Source organism: Virgibacillus dakarensis, from assembly GCF_900155625.1.
GTDB classification, from domain to species: Bacteria; Bacillota; Bacilli; order Bacillales; family Amphibacillaceae; genus Lentibacillus_C; species Lentibacillus_C populi.
On record NZ_LT732554.1, the window covers coordinates 1,392,233 to 1,408,655 of the forward strand.

General features: G+C 35.3%; 12 protein-coding genes. 8 read left to right on the forward strand and 4 right to left on the reverse strand.

Features of this window, described 5'->3' with window-relative positions:
* Nucleotides 1–113: 113 nt before the first annotated feature.
* The 4 genes from CZ382_RS16525 to CZ382_RS16540 all read left to right on the forward strand — a co-directional run bounded on the left by CZ382_RS16525 (nucleotide 114) and on the right by CZ382_RS16540 (nucleotide 9,136).
* Complete coding sequence (locus tag CZ382_RS16525; RefSeq protein ID WP_088052313.1) at nucleotides 114–3,785, forward strand: GW dipeptide domain-containing protein; 3,672 nt, start codon at nucleotides 114–116, stop codon at nucleotides 3,783–3,785.
* A gap of 413 nt (nucleotides 3,786–4,198) precedes the next feature.
* Nucleotides 4,199–6,322: a bifunctional glycosyltransferase/CDP-glycerol:glycerophosphate glycerophosphotransferase gene (locus CZ382_RS16530; RefSeq protein WP_088052314.1), complete on the forward strand. Its 2,124-nt coding sequence runs from the start codon at nucleotides 4,199–4,201 to the stop codon at nucleotides 6,320–6,322.
* Between the two features lie 83 nt (nucleotides 6,323–6,405).
* The gene (locus tag CZ382_RS16535) at nucleotides 6,406–7,575 is read left to right on the forward strand and encodes a CDP-glycerol glycerophosphotransferase family protein (protein ID WP_088052315.1); all 1,170 of its coding nucleotides are present in this window, start codon (nucleotides 6,406–6,408) and stop codon (nucleotides 7,573–7,575) included.
* Between the two features lie 46 nt (nucleotides 7,576–7,621).
* The gene (locus tag CZ382_RS16540; protein WP_088052316.1) at nucleotides 7,622–9,136 is read left to right on the forward strand and encodes a glycosyltransferase; all 1,515 of its coding nucleotides are present in this window, start codon (nucleotides 7,622–7,624) and stop codon (nucleotides 9,134–9,136) included.
* Nucleotides 9,137–9,403: 267 nt separating this feature from the next.
* Here CZ382_RS16540 and tnpC read toward each other — a convergent pair whose 3' ends face one another.
* From tnpC to tnpA, 3 genes are all read right to left on the reverse strand, one after another.
* Nucleotides 9,404–10,978: an IS66 family transposase gene (tnpC, locus tag CZ382_RS16545; protein ID WP_088052317.1), complete on the reverse strand. Its 1,575-nt coding sequence runs from the start codon at nucleotides 10,976–10,978 to the stop codon at nucleotides 9,404–9,406.
* A gap of 68 nt (nucleotides 10,979–11,046) precedes the next feature.
* Nucleotides 11,047–11,403, reverse strand: a complete 357-nt coding sequence (tnpB, locus tag CZ382_RS24855) for an IS66 family insertion sequence element accessory protein TnpB (RefSeq protein WP_088049270.1) — start codon at nucleotides 11,401–11,403, stop codon at nucleotides 11,047–11,049.
* Entirely contained in the window at nucleotides 11,397–11,723 is a 327-nt protein-coding gene (tnpA, locus tag CZ382_RS16555; RefSeq protein ID WP_088052318.1) for an IS66 family insertion sequence element accessory protein TnpA, read from the reverse strand. The genes tnpB and tnpA overlap by 7 nt, the downstream gene beginning before the upstream one ends.
* Before the next feature lie 262 nt (nucleotides 11,724–11,985).
* On the opposite strand from tnpA, the gene CZ382_RS16560 reads away from it, so the two are divergent.
* The 3 genes from CZ382_RS16560 (at nucleotide 11,986) to CZ382_RS16570 (ending at nucleotide 15,018) form a co-directional block, all read left to right on the forward strand.
* The gene (locus CZ382_RS16560) at nucleotides 11,986–12,810 is read left to right on the forward strand and encodes an ABC transporter permease (RefSeq protein ID WP_088052319.1); all 825 of its coding nucleotides are present in this window, start codon (nucleotides 11,986–11,988) and stop codon (nucleotides 12,808–12,810) included.
* Nucleotides 12,811–12,825: 15 nt separating this feature from the next.
* Nucleotides 12,826–13,632, forward strand: a complete 807-nt coding sequence (gene tagH, locus CZ382_RS16565) for a teichoic acids export ABC transporter ATP-binding subunit TagH (protein ID WP_088053507.1) — start codon at nucleotides 12,826–12,828, stop codon at nucleotides 13,630–13,632.
* A 135-nt stretch (nucleotides 13,633–13,767) separates the two neighbouring features.
* On the forward strand, nucleotides 13,768–15,018 hold the full coding sequence (locus CZ382_RS16570) for an outer membrane protein assembly factor BamB family protein (protein WP_088052320.1): 1,251 nt from the start codon (nucleotides 13,768–13,770) through the stop codon (nucleotides 15,016–15,018).
* 53 nt (nucleotides 15,019–15,071) lie between these two features.
* On the opposite strand, the gene CZ382_RS16575 is transcribed toward CZ382_RS16570, so the two are convergent.
* Entirely contained in the window at nucleotides 15,072–15,788 is a 717-nt protein-coding gene (locus CZ382_RS16575; protein ID WP_159457819.1) for a glycerophosphodiester phosphodiesterase, read from the reverse strand.
* A gap of 252 nt (nucleotides 15,789–16,040) precedes the next feature.
* Between CZ382_RS16575 and CZ382_RS16580 the strand changes: the two genes are divergently transcribed.
* Nucleotides 16,041–16,277, forward strand: a complete 237-nt coding sequence (locus CZ382_RS16580) for a GlsB/YeaQ/YmgE family stress response membrane protein (RefSeq protein WP_250889762.1) — start codon at nucleotides 16,041–16,043, stop codon at nucleotides 16,275–16,277.
* Nucleotides 16,278–16,423: the final 146 nt, after the last annotated feature.

A 16,423-nucleotide genomic window follows, 5' to 3' on the forward strand; every position in this document is an offset into this window, starting at 1 on the left:
TAATAGTATATATAGTATTTTATTCTATGTTTAAGGGGGTGGAGTACATAAACGAGGTTCGATTTATTAAAATTGTAAACTTTTATTTCGAATAACGAACAAGGAGGTATTGAATGAAAAACATAGTACGCATTTTGGTATTTTTGCTAATATTTAGTTTAGCAGGACCTTATTCTTTATCAGCTAAAAGTATTGCTAATACAACGGAAGGAGTTGAGTCTGCTCCGGTTAATGAAGGTAAAGAAGATCCATCTTCGAATCAGAAAGAATTGGAACTAGACGATAAAAATAAAATTGAAAAAAATGGTGATAATACAAAAGGTGAAACTAACAATCAGGATAATGGAGTTCATGATGAAAAAGTAAACAAGAATGACTCCAGTACCGTAGAAGATACCGAATATGATGATCGGCAGAATGATAAAAAAGCGGAGAATACTGATAAGGATACTGAGAGCTCAATTGAAAAAAAGGACGCAAAAGGTAATGGAATAAACAATGTAGAAGACTCGGAAACTAGCAAGAACTACACTGAAAGTCATTTAACTTCCAAAATGAATGTGAACGAAAGCAAAACAAGCAGACTAGGACATATCCGAAGGGCAGACGTAAAAATATACAAAACTTTAGATGACCCGTCATCGGCTATAAAAGCAGGATCGACCTATACCAACTCGGTATATTATATAAAGAAACAAGCAAATGTAGGTAATCAACTGTATTATTTAATTAGCAATGAAGCAAGCAGTGTAAAAGGAGTAGTAGGTTGGGTGAAAGCCGAAGATCTCTCCACACATGCACATTTATCCGTAGATAAAAAGGCTAAAACGTTTTATGTAAAAGGAACCGGCAACGCATATAGCCGAGCCTGGGGAGGAAGTAAAAACCTGGTCTATAACCTCTCGAAATATAAGGGAGAAAAATTCGAAGTACATTTAACCGAAAAGGTAGGAACGAATGTATGGTATCGTGGCAAATTGAATGGCAAGACAGTGTGGATGCATTCAAGTTACGTACTATCAAAAAACGAAAGCAAAACAAGCAGACTAGGTCATATTCGAAGGGCAGATGTAAAAATATATAAAGAGGCGGGGGATGAATCCTCCGCAGTAACAGCAGGAACAACTTATACCAACTCGGTATATTATATAAAGAAACAAGCGAATAAAGACAATCAACTATATTATTTAATAAGCAATGAACCAAGCAGTGTAAAGGGAGTAGTAGGTTGGGTGAAAGCCGAGGATCTCTCCACACATGCACATTTATCCGTAGATAAAAAGGCTAAAACGTTTTATGTAAAAGGAACCGGCAACGCATATAGCCGAGCCTGGGGAGGAAGTAAGAACCTAGTCTATAACCTCTCGAAATATAAGGGAGAAAAATTCGAAGTACATTTAACCGAAAAGGTAGGAACAAATGTATGGTATCGTGGTAAATTGAATGGCAAGACAGTGTGGATGCATTCAAGTTACGTACTATCAAAAAACGAAAGCAAAACAAGCAGACTGGGTCATATACGAAGAGCAGATGTAAAAATATATAAAGAGCTGGGGGATGAATCCTCTGCAATAACAGCAGGAGCGACCTATACCAACTCGGTATATTATATAAAGAAACAAGCGAATGTAGGTAATCAACTGTATTATTTAATTAGTAATGAAGCAAGCAGTGTAAAAGGAGTAGTAGGTTGGGTGAAAGCCGAAGATCTCTCCACACATGCACATTTATCCGTAGATAAAAAGGCTAAAACGTTTTATGTAAAAGGAACCGGCAACGCATATAGCCGAGCCTGGGGAGGAAGTAAAAACCTGGTCTATAACCTCTCGAAATATAAGGGAGAAAAATTCGAAGTACATTTAACCGAAAAGGTAGGAACAAATGTATGGTATCGTGGTAAATTGAATGGCAAGACAGTGTGGATGCATTCAAGTTACGTACTATCAAAAAACGAAAGCAAAACAAGCAGACTGGGTCATATACGAAGAGCAGATGTAAAAATATATAAAGAGGTGGGGGACGAATCCTCCGCAATAACAGCAGGAGCGACCTATACCAACTCGGTATATTATATAAAGAAACAAGCAAATGTGGGTAGTCAACTATACTATTTAATTAGCAATGAACCAAGTAGTGTAAAGGGAGTAGTAGGTTGGGTGAAAGCCGAAGATCTCTCCACACATGCACATTTATCCGTAGATAAAAAGGCTAAAACGTTTTACGTAAAAGGAACCGGCAACGCATATAGCCGAGCCTGGGGAGGAAGTAAAAACCTAGTCTATAACCTCTCGAAATATAAGGGAGAAAAATTCGAAGTACATTTAACCGAAAAGGTAGGAACAAATGTATGGTATCGTGGTAAATTGAATGGCAAGACAGTGTGGATGCATTCAAGTTACGTACTATCAAAAAACGAAAGCAAAACAAGCAGACTGGGTCATATACGAAGAGCAGATGTAAAAATATATAAAGAGGTGGGGGACGAATCCTCCGCAATAACAGCAGGAGCGACCTATACCAACTCGGTATATTATATAAAGAAACAAGCAAATGTGGGTAGTCAACTATACTATTTAATTAGCAATGAACCAAGTAGTGTAAAGGGAGTAGTAGGTTGGGTGAAAGCCGAAGATCTCTCCACACATGCACATTTATCCGTAGATAAAAAGGCTAAAACGTTTTACGTAAAAGGAACCGGCAACGCATATAGCCGAGCCTGGGGAGGAAGTAAAAACCTAGTCTATAACCTCTCGAAATATAAGGGAGAAAAATTCGAAGTACATTTAACCGAAAAGGTAGGAACAAATGTATGGTATCGTGGTAAATTGAATGGCAAGACAGTGTGGATACACAATGCATATCTTAATGGAGCTGTTACCGTATATACTAGTTATGATATGACCATTAATAATATGGTTAATATTCAAATGGCTGTGTCACCTCAAACAGATAAAAAATACAAACTTTGGATCAGAGAAGACGGGATTAGGAAAACTAGTAACGATAGTGGTGTTGTTAATGGGAGTAACTGGAATCTGCGAAGAGGACCAGGAACAAATTATATTGTAGGTGGAAAAGTTAATAAAGGAACAAAGCTTAATTTATATTCAAGTACTAAAGCGTCAGATGGTTATACATGGTACCATGTAAAATATACTTCTGGGTGGGTTACTCCAAGTAAAAGTGATTTGAAATATTATCTTACACCTAACAACTTTACTAATGACTTAAAAAGTTCATTCCAATTCTTGTTATTATCAAAAAATGCAGGTGTTAACGTAAATGAAGTTAATAAAAAAATCCTAAAAGGAAAAGGAATACTGGCAGGTAAAGCAAAAGCATTTGTAGAGGGTGGAAAGAAGCATGGAGTAAATGAAATATATCTAATTTCACATGCTCTTTTAGAAACAGGAAATGGAACATCGGAATTAGCGACAGGTGTAAAATATAAAGGTAAGACTGTTTATAATATGTACGGAATAGGTGCTAAAGATGGTTGTGCGTTAGAATGTGGAGCTAAATATGCCTACAATGCGGGTTGGTTTACACCTGAAGAAGCAATTAAAGGCGGGGCTGAATTTGTAGGGAAAAACTATCTGGATGTAGGCCAAGATACCTTATATAAAATGCGTTGGAACCCTGGATTTGCGGCGCAGAATGGGTATGCGACACATCAATATGCATCGGATATAGGTTGGGCAGATAAGCAAACTACTAAAATGTATCAATTATATAGCCTGTTAGATGGGTATAGTTTAACTTTTGATATACCTAAATATAAATAAGCTATCTTGCTTATAGCACCTTGATTACGGGTTTACCGTAATTCAGGGTGCTTTTTACTTTAAAATATAGTTCTCTGCTTATTACATATAATTAATTCAATTGATTAGAAAAGTATTTTCCTTTAATTGCTGGATTTTTCATTTTCCTAAATGAGAATCATAATGATTTGCGTACATAAAATTGATCTGTTAATCGAATTGAATTATAATAAGGTTTATGATATTAATGTTTAATAATATAAATAATTGGTCAGTAAATCTAGATGGAAATGTATTATATTAAGGTATATATATATTTTGATTTAAAGTTTTCAATTACATAAACTAAAAATATTCATTGTGTAAAAGTTTGGAATTAAGTTAAGTATTGAGCAAAAAAATAAGCGTTAAATTTATTTTCAAGGAGTGCAGTTATGGAAAAGGTTTCGGTTATCATACCTGTTTATAACACTGAAGATTATATAAAAGATTGTTTGAATTCCGTAATGGAACAAACATATACAAATATTGAAATTTTATTAGTAAATGACAATAGTAATAAAGAGTGTACGCTGTTGCTTGAAAGAATATCTAAACAAGATAGCAGAATTCAGTTATTTCACTTTCAAAAAAGAGGGGGAGTTGGGGCGGCAAGAAACTTTGGAATAGAAAAAGCAAATGGGGATTTTATATACTTTTTAGACAGTGATGATTATCTACCCAATAAAACATTAGAAATATTAGTGAAAAATATTAAAAATAACAATATGATTCACGGGAAAATAAAGTCTACTTATTTCAATAGTGGTATGGCGATTATCCTAGAGGGTTTATATAAAATCAAAACATATTCTGATGAAAAATATAACTTGATTAAAAACAACTTAGTAAATAATTTTTTGTTTAAAAAAGAATTTATACTGGATAATAAGTTATTTTTCTTTGAAGATGTAGAAGTTTATACGGATTTAACGTTTATGGTGCCTGCGTTAATTAATACAGAACAAGTACCTCATATTAAAGAAGCAGTTTATTTTAAAAGAAAAAGGAACGATCCAATTACAAATCCTTCTTTATCACAAATGGATGAGTATATAAAAATAAAAGACTTTTTGTATATATATAGTACTTTAAAAAATATTTACAATGATGAATTGGCAAATAATTTTCTTGACGAACATTTACTAAACTTTTATAGAAAGGATATCGTTACTTATTTTAAACAAAGTGAAAATATAGATCCCCTTTTTTCCCAACTTGTCAAAACTCTGAAAAAAGTTGATACTAAAATATTAGGTGATCAAGATTTTATATTAAAAAGAGAAGCAAAAAAAATTATTAAAGGAGATATTGACAAGTATAAGAAGATAAATTCTAGGCATCAATGGTTAAGGGAACTTAAAGGGGGTTTAAAAGGCAGACGAAGATTTTATAGATTTTTATATAATAGGCTGTTCATAAAACTTCCAATTAAGCAAGAGTGGGTTTTTTTTGAAAGCTTTTTAGGGAAATCCTACTCTGATAATTCAAAGTACATTTATGAATACATGATAAATAATAATATGAAGTTTAAATATATTTGGAGTTTGAATGAAAAAAAGGACATTCCTGGAACTCCGATACAAGTAAAGAGGTTTAGTTTGCGTTATTTTTATTACTTAGCAAGGTCGGGGTATTGGGTGAGTAATTCAAGGTTACCAAAATATTTAACAAAAAGAGAAGGTAATATATATTTGCAAACTTGGCATGGAACGCCTTTAAAAACACTTGTATTTGATATAAAAGACATTTATTCAGCAGATCCAAATTATAAGAAAAATTTTTTTGTGCAGTCTAGAAGATGGGATTATTTAAATTCGCCAAACTTATATTCAAGTGAAATTTTCAGAAGGGCTTTTAAATATGATGGGCGTATGCTGGAGTTTGGATACCCTAGAAATGATATATTATATAAGAAAAATACAAAAGAATATATCTTAGGTTTAAAAAAGCAAATGAACATTCCAGCCAATAAAAAAGTAATTTTATATGCACCGACATGGCGTGATGATGAATTTTATGGTCGTGGAAAATATAAATTCAATTTACAATTAGATTTAGAAAAATTACAGAATGAGTTTGAAGATGAGTATATTATATTATTACGCATGCATTATTTTATAGCATCACAAATGGATATTTCTGAATTTGAAGGTTTTGTTTACGACTTTTCCGATTATGATGATATTGCGGAGCTTTATTTAGTATCAGATATTTTAATAACTGATTATTCCTCTGTATTCTTTGATTATGCGAATTTACAAAGACCAATATTGTTTTACACTTACGATTTGAAAAAATACCGTGATAAATTAAGAGGGTTTTACATTGATCTTGAAAAAGAAGCACCAGGCCCTTTATTAATGAATACGGATGAAGTTCTTGACGCAGTGAAGCATATTGAGGATACTAAAAAGAAATACGAGTATAAATATAGAGCCTTCTATGAAAGATTTTGCGAATGGGATGATGGAAATGCGACAGAAAATACAGTAAAGTCTGTTTTTGGAAAAGAGTAGATTCTACTAATATTGGTGCCTCTTATTGGGGGTACTTTTTTGATTATGTGTGAAGGAAAACCCAAGCTGAGGTGTTTTAATAATTGAATATTAAAAAAGGGATAATAGGAATTTTTAAATTACTTTTTTATACAGTTGGAAGATTGCCAATAAAAAAAAATACAATTGTATTTGAAAGCTTTTTGGGGAAACAGTTTAGTGATAATCCTAAAGCTCTTTATGATTATATAAAAAACAATTACCCTAACTATAAACTTTACTGGAGTTTTGATAGAAAGTACAAGTACAATTTTAGTAATCATGACTTGAATGTCTTGCCACGTTTTAGTTTAAAATGGATTTTTGTTATGGCTAGGGCACAATACTGGATAACAAACAGTCGTCTGCCTTTATGGATTCCTAAACTAAAACACACAATTTACGTCCAAACTTGGCATGGGACACCCTTAAAAAAACTTGGAACTGATATTAACAAAGTACAAATGCCCGGCACTAATACTCAAATTTATAAGAATGAGTTTATAGAAGAGGCTAATAAATGGGACTATTTAATATCGCCAAATTCATATTCTACGACTATTTTTAAAAGCGCATTTGAATTTGATAAAACTATAATCGAAAGTGGTTATCCACGAAATGATATTTTGTACTTAAAGAATACTCCTAAAGAGATTAAAAAATATAAGGAAAAAATGAATATTCCTTTTGAAAAAAAAGTAATTCTTTATGCGCCGACATGGAGAGATAATGATTATTATACAATTGGGAAATACAAATTTAGCTTAAAACTGGATTTAGCTAAAATAAAAGAGGAATTTGGAAATGATTATATCGTTATTCTTCGAATGCATTACTTGGTAGCTGAAAGTTTTGATTTAAGGGGCCTTGGTGATTTCGTATATGACTTTTCCTACTATAATGATATTAGTGATCTGTATTTAATTTCTGACCTATTAATTACGGATTATTCTTCAGTCTTTTTCGATTATGCAAACTTAAAAAAGCCAATTTTATTTTACACTTATGATATAGAGAGTTATCGAGATAAATTGCGTGGTTTTTATTTTGACTTTGAACAAGAAGCACCAGGTCCGCTTCTTACTACTACTGAAGAAATAATGTATTATTTAAGATTAATTAATAATAATCAATTTCAACTAGATAATGAATTTGAAAAGTTCTACAACAAGTTTTGTTATTTAGAGGATGGTAGAGCTTCACAGAGAGTAATTGAAGCCATTTTAGAAGGATAAGGTAGAAAAAGAGAACAAATAGCTGGATTTTTGAAGGGAGATAGTAATGGTGAAAAGAACTCCTGTAATAATGATACGGTCATTAAAGGCGGAAAGAGGAGGGATTACAAGGGCAGCCATAACTCGTGCTAATGCCTTTGCCGAAAAGTTTGATGAGGTTATCATTGTTACGTTTTTATATCAACAATATCATAAAAAGATAATTGCTGATTTAAAGGAAAAAAGACTTTTGTCTAAAAAAGTGAAGGTACTTAATTTTTTTGAAGACACAAAACCGAATATAAAAAGACGTGGGGAGTCTAGGGATACACAGAAGAATTTAATAAAAGAAAAAGGATTAGTTGAGTTTCCTGATAAAAGGTATAAGGAAGAGCCTTCGTATCGATATTACGAAAATGGTATATATATAAAGTACAAACGATTTACCGAAGATGGTCAATTAAAATTTATTGACTATATGGATTCAAACAGATATAGAATAAAAAGAGAGGAGTTTAATGAGCAGGGGCTATTAGTGCGGACGAGGCATATGGATTACTTATGCAATAAGTCAAGAATGGACAGATACTTTGACGATGCTGGAAATTGCTATATGAGTGTATGGCTAAATGCGGAAACCGGGGATGAAGAACGTACATTAACGTTTTCTGGTAAGCCAAATGAATATAAAAATTTGTATAAATGCCAAACAATGTGGCTGGAAAAAACCCTAAACAACATAGCTTTTCCAACTATTATGTGTGAACAAAGAACTTTAGATAAAATGTTACGTGAAGTCAAACACTATAATATTAAAAGAGTTAGTGTCGTTCATGCAAACCATTTAGAAAAGCCTTTTAATAATATATTTGATATTAAGAAAAGTTATACTAACCTTTTTAAAAATGGAAATAAATTTGATAAAATTATTCTTTTAACAAAGGAACAAAAAAAAGATGTTGAAAAAGCATATAAAGATCTTAAGAATATTTGTGTAATACCACATCCATGTGAACAAATTAATGAACTGGCTAAAGATAGGCATAAGGTAAACTGTAATCCCAATTTAGCTGTGACATTAGCCCGTTTCCATAAGGACAAACGTTTAGACGAGGCTATTCATGCTTTTAAATTTGTGGTTAATCAAATCCCGGAAGCTAAATACTATATCTACGGCTATGGGGAATTAAAAAAAGAATTACAAGAACTAATTGACAAGTTAAATTTGAATGAAAATGTGTATCTAAAAGATTACACGTTAAATCAAAAAGAAGTCTATCAATCAGCAGCTTGTTCAATATTGACATCTAGACAAGAGGGATTTGGCATGGTTATCACAGAAAGTATGGCAGTAGGAACTCCTGTAGTTTCTTATGATACTAAGTATGGGCCAAAGGATATTATAGAGGATGGTGTCGATGGTTATGTAGTTGAGCAAGGCAATAAGGAGCAGTTGGCAGAGAAAATTATTAAAATAATGCAGGATAAAAAACTTCGTGAAATATTGTCTGAAAATGCATTAAAGGTTAAAAAAACTTTTAGTGAGAAAAAGTATAAAAATTCTTGGTTTGATTTAATTTAAAGATTTGGATTTGTTTTGTGGCTAGAATAAAAAGGAGAAACAAAAGAGTCACTTTGTAAGAACATATTTTCAAAGATTTTCCGACTGTGGGGATAGATGGTAAATGTGGAAAGTAACTTTGTAAAATTATTTAGTGGAGCTACTTTTTAAAACTTATAAGTAATATTTGCTATTTAGAAGTAGAAGATAGAAAAACAAGCAAATGACCGTAAAAGGTAAGCGTAAAATAATCCCCACCTATTTTCAGATGGGGATTTCATGTATGCTTTATTTAGATTTATTTGGGACACGACATTCTTCTGGGAGTGTCTGGGACCAAGGTAGAAGTTGATCTAATTTATTTGCATCTGTTGTATCCATATTGGGAAGCTCCTCAAATAGGTAGCTAAGATAGTTAAATGGGTTCAATCCATTTTCTTTGGCTGTCTCCACCATACTATAAATGATCGCACTGGACTCTGCTCCCTTTGCGGTGTTGCTAAAGAGCCAATTCTTTCGGCCGATCACGAAAGGTTTAATCGAGCGCTCAGCACGGTTGTTATCTATCTCTAAACGGCCATCCTGTAAGAATCCACTCAATCGCTCCCACTGGTTACGACAGTATTTGATTGCTTCTCCAAGCGCGCTTTTGGGCAGCACACGTGGTGTTTGTTCACGAAGCCATGCTGAAAAAGCCTCCATTACTGGCTGGCTGCGTTCCAAACGTATGTTATAGCGTTCTTCAGGGCTAGCGTCCTTGAGTTCGTGTTCAATGGTATAAAGTTGGTTACAAAATGCCAGGCCTTCTTTTGCTTTAACGGTGAAAAGTGCTGCTGAATCCGGAAGTGCCTTTAACGCTTCCGTAAATTTGCGGCGGGCATGGGCCCAGCACCCAACTAATGTTACACCGGAAATCTTGTTATAACCAGCGTACCCATCGACATGTACGTATCCATTGAAATTTGCTAAAAAGCGCGATGGATGTTTACCTGCACGGGTTTGCCTATAATCATACAGAACAATTGGCGTATCGTCTTTTCCTGTACGATAAAGCCACATATAGGATTTTGATGTGGCAGGCCGTTCCGGTTCAGAGAGAACTTGCAGGGTTGTCTCATCTGAATGTAATATATCCCGTTCCAGGAGATGTTCCTGCATCCGGTCATATATCAGACGAAGCCATGTATCTGCACCATACAGAATCCAATTAGCCAGCGTTTGACGTGGTATGGATATTCCAAAACGCTCCAAATGCTTCTCCTGACGATACAATGGCATACCTTCCACATATTTTTGCGTCATCGTATAAGCCATTGCGGATGGAGAGGCCAGGCTTCCCGGAAAAACAGGGGCGGGCATTGTTGCTGTTACAATTGGCGTTTCTATTTCATGGCGCTCACAATGACGGCAACAGTAAACATAGCGAACATGCTCCTTCACGTTTACTTGTGCAGGAATAACTTCTATTTCCTTACGCACTTCTGTACTCATTTCGTGAAGGTCGCCACCGCAGCACGAACAAACCTGTTCCTCTTCGGATAAACGATATTCGATCGTCTCCGTAGGCAGGTTTTCAAGCATCAGTTTACGCTGACCACGTTGTTTTTTACGTTTATATGTAATCGTATCAACAGTTGGTTCTTCGATTGTTGAGTCAGCTGTGTCCTCAGCTTCATTAAAAAGGGAAAGTTGGTCTGGATTGGTTTTCTCGCTGGAAGAACCGAATCGTTGTTGCTGGCTTAGGCGAAATTGCTCCTCATACCATTTTAATTTTGCCTCTAAAGCTTCCTTTTCCAATTGTAGCTTTTCAGCACGTTCTTTATAGTATTCCATTGCCTTTGGTGATTGCGCCGTATTTTCCATACCTTAAGTATAAGGGAAGGAACCCGGCTTGCCTAGTCGAATTCCCATTTTCCCATATTTCACTTTATTTATAGGATGGTACGCGCTTTTACTTCATGATGTGCCTGCTTTTGTTCGAGTGGTAACCCGTCCAACAACCAGCGTAACTGCCGTGGGTTAATACGCACGGCGCCGGAATCCTTTTCAGATGGCCACCGGAATGTTCCGCGTTCCAACCGACGGTAATGCAACCAAAACCCGTTATGTTCCCATTGAAGAATTTTGAGCTTATCGCGTTTTCGATTACAGAATACGAAGACGCTGGGAGAAAAAGGGTCGAGATCAAAGCATTCCTTTACGATAACGGCTAAACCATCTATAGACTTTCGGAGATCCGTACTTCCGCGAGCTAAGTAGACCCGTTCAATTGGTGCATTCGTTAACATTGATTTTGTAGCACATGGACAACATCGGATAATACGGCCATATTAGCTCCTGGACGTACTTCAACGGAAATAGCCCCGAAATGAATGAATACAGGCTCCTGTCCAGTAGTGACATTGATCGGTTCATCAACTTTGACCGTCAGCCATTGCGTTTCCGATGTTTCCTTTTTTGGAGTATCGTACTCAAATTTCTGTATCCAATAATACATTTGATGATCTTTTACACCTTGTTTACGACACCACTCGGCCACACTGAACCCACTTGCTTTCCAGGCATCAAACCGCGCTTTCCATTCTATTCTTTTGTCTGCTTGGGTCATCGCAAAACCTCCCGAATTAATTTCTAAGGAGATTATCGCATGATAAGCTCATGAATCATAGGTGGGTAGTACTTGACGCTTACGTCGAAATGACAAGTTAGCGGCTTATACTATAGATGGTATAAGCCTTCTTTTTATTGTCATTTTTGTTTGTTGCCTGTATAATTTATTAAGTTGCATTTGTTTATAAAAAAGTTATGATAAAAACCATTAAATAAAATTACAAAAAAAGAGATTTATTAAGGTTTGAAAGGATACACTTATGAAATCTGCAATTACCGTTATCAAAGAACAAATAAAGCATTTTTATTTAATTAGGCGGCTGTCTGTGTATGAAATAAAAAGCAAGAATAAAAATAATTACCTGGGGATATTATGGGAAATTCTTAATCCATTAATACAGATTCTAATTTATTGGTTTGTATTCAGTGCTATTCGGGAACGGGCACCAATCAAAATGGCTGGAATGGATATACCATTTTTTAGCTGGTTACTTGCTGCGTTCTTTTTATGGATGTTTTTTTATCAATCCACCATACAAGGGTCTAAATCGATTTACTCGAAATTGAGAATGTTGTCAAAAATGAATTTTCCAATGAGCGTTATTCCAAGCTACACCATATTTTCGCTGTTTTATGTTCACTTGTTCATGCTAGTGTTATCGATTATCATTTTTCAATTCAATGGATTTTATGTCAATATATACTATTTGCAGCTTATTTATTTCATATTTGCAGCACTTTGTTTAATTTTTTCGTTATCGTTGATTACATCAACATTATCAACGATTATTAGGGATGTACACATGCTGTTGAATTCAACATTACGTATGTTGCTATATTTATCGGGGGTATTGTGGCCGATAACGATTCTAAGCGATCAATTTCCAAAGATCATGCAATTACTGAAATTAAATCCCTTATTGTATTTAATCGAAGGGTATCGCGCTGCATTTTTTGGAACAGGCTGGTATTTTATCGAACATTGGCATTACACACTTTATTTCTGGGGATTAGTAATTGTGCTATTCTTGTTTGGATCCATGCTGCATGTGAAGTTCCGGAGACACTTTATTGATTATTTATAAAGGCTTGTGATTAAAATGGAAAAAGCGATAGTCGCTAAAAATATTACGAAAAAATATAAATTATATCATGGAACAAAGGAACGTTTGCTGGATTTAGTTACTCCAAAAAGCTACGGGGAAGACTTTTATGCGTTAGCAGATGTAAGCTTTGAAGCTGAAAAAGGTGATGTCGTTGGCTTTATCGGTATAAATGGATCCGGGAAATCAACGTTATCCAACATTGTTGCCGGAATTGTTCCTGAAACATCCGGAACAATTGAAATTAATGGCCAGGCATCGTTAATTGCTGTTGCCTCGGGTCTAAAAGGCGATTTAACAGGTAGGGATAACATTGAACTAAAATGTCTCATGTTAGGTTTTAGCAAAGATGAAATTAAAAAACTTGAGCCCCAGATTATTGAATTCTCTGAGCTAGATAACTTTATTGATCAGCCTGTAAAATCTTACTCAAGCGGAATGAAGTCGAGGCTCGGTTTTGCGATTTCCGTTAATGTTGATCCAGATATCTTAATTATCGATGAAGCTTTATCAGTCGGTGACAAAGCGTTTGCAGAAAAAAGCTTAGATAAAATGAAGGAATTTAAAAAGATGGGAAAAACAATGATCTTTGTTAGTCACTCTATTGGCCAAATGAAACAATTCTGTGAAAAAATCCTATGGTTAGAATATGGAATGGTAAAAGACTTTGGGACAGTAGAAGAAGTTATGCCAAAATATGAAACGTTTTTAAAGGAATATAAAAAAATGTCCAAGGAAGAAAGAGAAGCATATAAGAATGATGCATTACAAGAACAGCAGAAGGTCTTAATGGCTAAAGCATAAATAATTTTATATGTTAGGAGGCTAACTATCCGGAAAAAGGGGATACCGGTTATAGTAGCTATAGTTATTTTTAGTATCTTGTGGTCAGTTGTAAACTCAAAAAACTTTGGTCCAGATGAATGGAATCAATATCGTATGGACAGTGACAAAAATGCAGTATATGATAATGGATCTAAACCGCTAGATTATCATGAGTTTCAAACCGCTGATGAAGTTCGGGCAACTCCAGTTGTTGCTGGAAATAAGTTGTTTATTGGGAATCATGATTCTGGAGATTTATTTGCCTTCGATGTAACAACCGGAGAAAAACTATGGCAAAGTAAAGCACCGAACTGGATTCATTCTGAAATGATTTATCATGATGGAAAAGTTTATGTTGGTTTTGGTAATCGATTTTTCCAGGATGATGGAATTCGTGGAACTGAAGAAAGTGGTGTTTTGGGGTTAGATGCTGAAACAGGGGAAATTCTCTGGAAGTATAATACAGAAGGCGAAGTAATGCCAACTCCTGCCTATTCCGATGGGGCTATTTATGTTGCTACTGGTGATAGACTTTTATATAAGCTGGATCCTGAAACAGGTAAATTATTGAATAAAGCGGATATTGGTTCCGTAATTAGTATGTCAGCCCCGAGCATAGATCAGAGAACACTTTATGTGGGGGGTGGTCGCCCTAAGCCATATACATTTTCAGCATACGACCTGCAAACAGATGAATTCAAATGGCAAACAGAATTTCCCGACGTATTTGCCGGATTAGACGATGTCCCACCGGCAGTATCTAATAATATTGTTGTGACCACTGCTTTAGAGGGGGATAGCGATAATCCAGAACATTTTATGTATGCACTAAACACTGAGACCGGCGAAATTATTTGGGAAGAGAGTCTAGGTAAAGGTGAGTTTGTAGAAAACAATAAATCTGGAGCGCCAATTATTTATGATAACAAAATTTATGTTGGAAGCCCAATCACTAAGACATTCTACGCCTATGATATAAAAACTGGTGAACAGTTGTGGAAATTTAAGAATGAAGTGATGAAAGCTCCGCCAGTTGCACAAGATGGTGTTGTTTATTTTTCAAATACAAAAGGATTCGTTTATGCTTTAGATGCTGAATCAGGTGAAGTTGTCGGAAAAAAGGAGCTGGGTGGTAAATTAGCACCAGCCGGACCAATTATTATTAATGATACATTGTTTGTTGGAAGCCAGGACTCAAATGTCTATGCAGTCCCACTGGCTGATATCACCAAAGGAGAGCATGATGATGAACCTAAGGTCGCGTTAAAACAGGAAAGCAATACAATACAATATGCTATCATTGCTGTTTTAATTGTAGTGTTGATTGGATTATTATTGATCATGTTTAGAGGTAGGAGAAAATAATACTTGATAAAGAGACGAGGCTCCACACCAAACTAACTGGAGCCTTTTCCCATTCACCGCCCAAACACCCCCACACTATTCGAAAACACCCCATCCACACCAAACCCAACCAATTCCTCATACCGTTCCTCCGTATTTACTGTATACGGATAAATCTTATATCCAAGCCGTTTACATTCCTGAACAAACGTTTGATCAACATATACTTGATTCGGATGAATGCTGCTGATCTTTAGGCCGCTATTTTTTGCATACTCCCATTCGCGTAAAATACGATAATAAAACAGCATTCCGAGCTCCATATCTGGTGCAAGCTCCTGCACATTGGCCAATGCGACATGATCAAAAGATGAAATAATAATGTTTTCCATACGGTCATGCTCTTTTAGACAATCCAGCAGAATGCGCTCGATACCGTTGTAAATGACAGGGATATTCTTAATCTCAATGTTTAGAATGATATCATCAGGGCAAATAGCCAGAAGCTCCTCCAATGTAATTAATGTTGTTCCTTTAAATTCCTCAGAAAAGGCAGTACCCACATCGATTTGTTTAATTTCGGACAGTGTATAATCTTTGATTAGTCCGTTCACTTCTTTATTAAACCGCGCAAATTTATGGTCGTGACAGATAACAAGCCGATTATCCTTCGTTAATTGTACATCTAATTCGAGCGCCTGTGCGCCATGATCGATTGCCTTTTGAAATGATGGCAGTGTATTTTCCGGTGCTTCCGTGAGTGAACCTCTGTGTGCGAAATTAAGTGCCAAGTGGCATCTCCCCAATCTGATTTAGAAGTTACTCAAATCATAACATATAGGGACAGTCTGCTAACACACAGAATTGTGATTTGTACGAAAGAAATGATTAGAAAAGAAAGGGAACGGGAATTTGGGTAGTAACACTTGAAAAGGAAGGGGTTGTCCGTACGATATACTATGTATAAATGCATGAAGGAAACAAAAACTAATGATGGAAAACTTTAATTAGGTTAGGAGAGGGATATTGTGGGTGTTATTTGGATGCTTATCGTTGGCGGTGTTATTGGCTGGTTAGGAGGCTTAATCGCCAGTCGTGATATACCAGGTGGGATTATTGGCAACATAATTGCCGGACTTATTGGTTCATGGTTAGGAACACTTATCCTTGGTCATTGGGGGCCTGAACTCGCCGGCATTTTCATTATCCCGGCAATTATCGGTGCGGTTATTTTAGTACTAATCCTTAGCTTCATTTTTCGATCGTTTCGAAGTGATTGAAAATAAATAGGGGATCTACAGTTTGAGAGGTGGAGTTTCCATCTCTTTTTTATAGCAAAAAAAACAAGTAAAACACCTAAGGCTTTTTATTCATTTTAGATAAATTTCCCTGTTTCATGAAAAATAGGTGGAAGATTCTGCTATAG

What these genes read in the sequence shown, in the direction of transcription:
- CZ382_RS16530 (WP_088052314.1), top strand. Translation starts at nt 4,199, where the DNA reads ATGGAAAAGGTTTCGGTTATCATACCTGTTTATAACACTGAAGATTAT.
- CZ382_RS16560 (WP_088052319.1), top strand. Translation starts at nt 11,986, where the DNA reads ATGAAATCTGCAATTACCGTTATCAAAGAACAAATAAAGCATTTTTAT.
- tnpA (WP_088052318.1), bottom strand. Translation starts at nt 11,723, where the DNA reads ATGACCCAAGCAGACAAAAGAATAGAATGGAAAGCGCGGTTTGATGCC.
- tnpB (WP_088049270.1), bottom strand. Translation starts at nt 11,403, where the DNA reads ATGTTAACGAATGCACCAATTGAACGGGTCTACTTAGCTCGCGGAAGT.
- tnpC (WP_088052317.1), bottom strand. Translation starts at nt 10,978, where the DNA reads ATGGAAAATACGGCGCAATCACCAAAGGCAATGGAATACTATAAAGAA.
- CZ382_RS16580 (WP_250889762.1), top strand. Translation starts at nt 16,041, where the DNA reads ATGCTTATCGTTGGCGGTGTTATTGGCTGGTTAGGAGGCTTAATCGCC.
- tagH (WP_088053507.1), top strand. Translation starts at nt 12,826, where the DNA reads ATGGAAAAAGCGATAGTCGCTAAAAATATTACGAAAAAATATAAATTA.
- CZ382_RS16525 (WP_088052313.1), top strand. Translation starts at nt 114, where the DNA reads ATGAAAAACATAGTACGCATTTTGGTATTTTTGCTAATATTTAGTTTA.
- CZ382_RS16540 (WP_088052316.1), top strand. Translation starts at nt 7,622, where the DNA reads ATGGTGAAAAGAACTCCTGTAATAATGATACGGTCATTAAAGGCGGAA.
- CZ382_RS16570 (WP_088052320.1), top strand. Translation starts at nt 13,768, where the DNA reads ATGGACAGTGACAAAAATGCAGTATATGATAATGGATCTAAACCGCTA.